The sequence below is a fragment of the Actinocrinis puniceicyclus genome, assembly GCF_018283645.1.
In the GTDB taxonomy this organism is placed as follows: domain Bacteria; phylum Actinomycetota; class Actinomycetes; order Streptomycetales; family Catenulisporaceae; genus Actinocrinis; species Actinocrinis puniceicyclus.
This window is the reverse complement of sequence record NZ_JAGSXH010000266.1, coordinates 1-2,445: the sequence shown is the minus strand read 5'-3', so window position 1 is coordinate 2,445 and position 2,445 is coordinate 1. Positions and strand designations below refer to the sequence as shown.

Here is a 2,445-nt window from a genome sequence, read left to right as displayed (position 1 = left end):
CAATCATTTCCAGTACCACCCCACGGCGCCGAACAGCGCCGAACACCCGTCCGCCGCGGACACGAGGACACGAAGACAAGGAGCCGAGGCCGCCGTTGCGCACAGCCGTCGAACACATCATGGGCACCGCTATCTCCCTGGCCACCCCGGACGAGACCGATCCCGCGCTCTTCGCCGAAGCCGCGCGCGCCGCCTACGCCTACCTGCGGCGCATCGACGAGATCTTCTCGACCTACAAGCCCGACAGCCCGATCAGCCGCATCCGCGACGGCCGCCTGCCGCTGACCGAACTGCCCGCTCACCCCGACGGGGATCTGATCCGCGAAATCCTCGCCCTGTGCGCCCAACTGCACCGCGAGTCCCGCGGCGGCTTCGACGCCTGGAACGTCGGCGACCCGCCGCTGTTCGACCCCAGCGGCGCCGTCAAAGGCTGGGCCGCCGAAAACGCCAGCCGCGTGCTGACCGAACACGGCCTCACCCGCCACGCCCTGAACGCCGGCGGCGACGTACGCGTGCGCGGCGGCACCAGCGCGGCGACCACGACCACGACCACGACCACGACCACGACGCAGCAGAGCACAGCCGGTCCAACGCCGTGGCGCATCGGCGTCGCCGATCCGCACCGCCCCGGTCAGACCCTGCTCGTCTTCGAGCGCTGCGACGGCGCCGTGGCCACCTCCGGCACCGCGGAACGCGGCCTGCACGTGTACGACCCGCGCACCCACCGTCCCGCCACGGCCCTGGTCCAGGTGACCGTCACCGGGGAGGATCTCGCGCTCGCCGACGGCTACGCCACCGCCGCGCTCGCCCTGGCCGGCGCCGCCTCACCCGCCGACGCCTGCGCCTGGCTCACCGACCTGGCCGAGCGCGGCGGATACGAGTCCCTGACCGTCCAACCCGACGGCGGAGCATGGTGGACAGCCGGGCTGCGCCGCTACGCTCCCGCCCTTCCGGCGCACCCCCGCGACAACCCGTGAGCGGGCACCAGCGCGCCGGTGTCTCGGCGCGTCGACCCGGCCGGACTTCCACCGGACCCGCCCATCGCCCGTGCGGGTGATCCTCACCGGCCCGCCCTGGTACGCCCGGGGCCCCCGGCGCTGTCATGGTCACACCGGTCGCACGTCGCGACCGGCCCGTGTTGGCAACGCTCCCCCAAGCGAACGACAACACTCCGTGAAGCCCGCGCCGCCCGTGGCGCGCAGTCCAGGACGGATCGCCATCCTGCCTCGGCTGCGCGCGGCGCGGGCTTCCGCACATGCGGCCGCACACCGCACGGCCGCGCCCGTCGTCACGATTCGCGCGGTTCACCGGCGGCATCACGAGGCACACCGGAGTCGCCCGCACCGCCCGTCTGCGCGGGCACAGGCACCGGCGTTGGCGCCGCCGTCGGCGTTGGCGCCGTCAACTCCAGCAGCCGCGCCGTCAACTCGTCGACCCGGGCACGAGCCGCATCCCGCTGCGCGCCCGACGCGGCCAACTCCTCGCGCAACCGCGCCGTCTCCTGGTCTCGCGCCGCCACCTCCCGCTCCAGCAGCCGCGCCTGATCGCGTGCCTCGGCGCGCGCCGCATCCCGCTCCGCCTCAGCGCGCTGCACGCCCGCCAGCGCCTCCCCGCGCTCGCGCTCCGCGTCCGAGGCATGCGCCCACGCCTCCTGCGCCCGCCGATCGGCATCAAGGCGCGCCGCGCTTTCCGCCCGCGCCGTCGCCTCGGCGGCGCTCGCCTGCGCCTGTGCCTGCGCCCGCGCCGCCTGTGCCTCCCGCGCTTCCTGAACCGCCGCAGCCTGCTGCGCCAGTGCCCGCGCCGCGTTTTCCCGCTCCCGCGCCGCCTCCTGCTGCGCCGCCAGCGCACGCCCTATCGCCGCGTCCCGCGCCACCACAGCACGCTGTGCCTCATCCTGCGCAGCAGCGGCCAGCGCCACCGCCTCGTCCCGAGCGGCCAGCGCCGCCCCAGCCTCCTCAGCAGCCTGATCCGCACGATCCACGGCGGCGGCGCACTCCCGCAGCGCACGCTGCGCCTCATCCTGCGCGGCAGCGGCCAGCGCCACCGCCTCGTCCCGAGCGGCCAGCGCCGCCCCAGCCTCCTCAGCAGCCTGATCCGCACGCTCCCCCGCGGTCAGCGCCCGCGCCACGGCCTCCTCCCGCTGCGCCTGCGCCGCCGCGACCTGCGCCGCGGCCTCAGCGCGCACGGAGGCCACCCGGCTCTCCACGCCGGCCGCCGACAACTCCCCCGCCAGCGACGCCGCGAGCGCCCCCGCCACCTGATCGAGCCGATCGACCAACTCCCAGGCCTGCGCCACCTGCCCCGGCAACCCCGGCGCATTCCGCTCCCGCGCCCGCGCGTTACGCGCCGCCTTCAGACACGCGTCGTCGTTGTCCCGGCAGTACTGATAGGGGCGCCCCGCCCCGGCCCGCTGCTGCACCGGCCGCCCGCAGTACAGGCACGGGC

2 protein-coding genes are annotated in these 2,445 nt (G+C 75.7%); one reads left to right on the top strand and one right to left on the bottom strand.

Going from position 1 to position 2,445, the window contains the following annotated elements; translation table 11 throughout:
- The first annotated feature begins 95 nt into the window (after positions 1–95).
- Positions 96–977 carry an FAD:protein FMN transferase gene (locus tag KGA66_RS28605; RefSeq protein ID WP_211472662.1) on the top strand — a complete coding sequence of 294 codons (882 nt, stop codon included), beginning with the start codon at positions 96–98 and terminating at the stop codon, positions 975–977.
- Between the two features lie 311 nt (positions 978–1,288).
- Here the strand turns inward: KGA66_RS28605 and KGA66_RS28600 are convergent.
- Positions 1,289–2,445: hypothetical protein (locus tag KGA66_RS28600; RefSeq protein ID WP_211472660.1), on the bottom strand; the 1,157-nt coding region annotated here is incomplete at its 5' end.